A 1,354-nucleotide genomic window follows, 5' to 3' on the forward strand; every position below is an offset into this window, starting at 1 on the left:
CCTAATTAAGGAATTTCGACAACAAACCTCCCTTTTTCCGGGAGCCCATCTACATGCGATAAGTGGAATTATCGCAAGTAGGTATGGAAAGGGGTGCAATTTTCGAAAAAACACGTTATTTGAAGTTAAAGGACTAATAGAGTAATTTAGAAGTGTATTTTACCTTATATTCTTAAATAAGAAACGCATGTCCGACGCAGCCAAAATATTCATGATGGACTGCAGTTAAACCGTTGTCTTCCTGTTGATATATCTGAGGTCAGGATCAACAAAGATCCGCGTGTTGGAGATGTTATGCTCTCGCCGCGTTCTGCAAGACAGCAAAAAACATTCTCTGACATCGGTCACGTCAATGAGGTGGAGATTTTCCCAAAGGTCAGAGGTCTATAGGATTGATATCCGTTCTCTGATTTTCTATGTATTCGATACCAACGTAATTAACATCATTATACGAGATGACGATAAAGTACTTTCACATGTTGAGACTCTTTACCCTGACCAGTATTGAATCTTGGTCGTGACAAGCAAAAGAGGTCGCTCAGTGAATTGCTTTGGGTTTTATGGACAATTTATCTAAATCAGACAGCCAACGTATTATATAATTATTACCGACCCTTCTGACAGATGAAGTTATTTTAGCTTGTGCAAGTCTCTGCGTGTAACAAATGGACATATACTGATCACTGTGATCCGCACGATTGGGCACCTTAATGACGATGGCTACTCTTGCCTCGTGCAAGACGTGATACTGTGCTGTCACTGACATCAAAAGTTGCAGCAATAGACTTCAAAGACTCTCCGCGTTTTCGCCGATCAATAATTTCTCTTTTTTGTGTGTCTGTAATACGCGACGAACGTCCCATCTTTTTGCCTTGTGCTATTGCTCTGGCACGACCTTCAGAAGTACGCGTACGAATTAGGTCACGCTCAACGTCAGCCAAGCCACCAAGAACTGCAAGCATAAGGCGACCTGTACTTGTGCTGGTGTTGGTCCATGGTTCAGATAAAGAGTAAAAATATGCCTTTCTGTCAGTAATGGTTTTAATAATAGAGAATAGGTCGAATGTACTACGTGCCAAGCGATCTAAACGGGTTACAACCACTGTTTGTCCTTCTTTTAGGTTATTCAGCAATTTGCGCAATTCTGCTCTATCAACATCTGCACCACTCGCTTTCTCACGATAAACACGACGACATCCATAAATCTTGAGGGCCTGAAGCTGAAGTTCCAAGGTCTGTCCTACCGTACTGACACGGGCATATCCGACCTTACGACGAGATTTTAAGATTTCCATTCTGGCTTAAACGTTTGAAACGACAGAGAGGTTTCTTGCTTAATTCCTGATTTGCGCAA

The 1,354-nt window shown here is 41.9% G+C and carries 1 protein-coding gene; it reads right to left on the bottom strand.

Annotated features, from left to right (window positions below; translation table 11 throughout):
- Positions 1-707: 707 nt before the first annotated feature.
- Complete coding sequence (locus CSR02_RS13255) at positions 708-1,295, bottom strand: recombinase family protein (protein WP_099541957.1); 588 nt, start codon at positions 1,293-1,295, stop codon at positions 708-710.
- Positions 1,296-1,354: the final 59 nt, after the last annotated feature.

The organism is Acetobacter pomorum, from assembly GCF_002738225.1.
Taxonomy (GTDB): domain Bacteria; phylum Pseudomonadota; class Alphaproteobacteria; order Acetobacterales; family Acetobacteraceae; genus Acetobacter; species Acetobacter pomorum.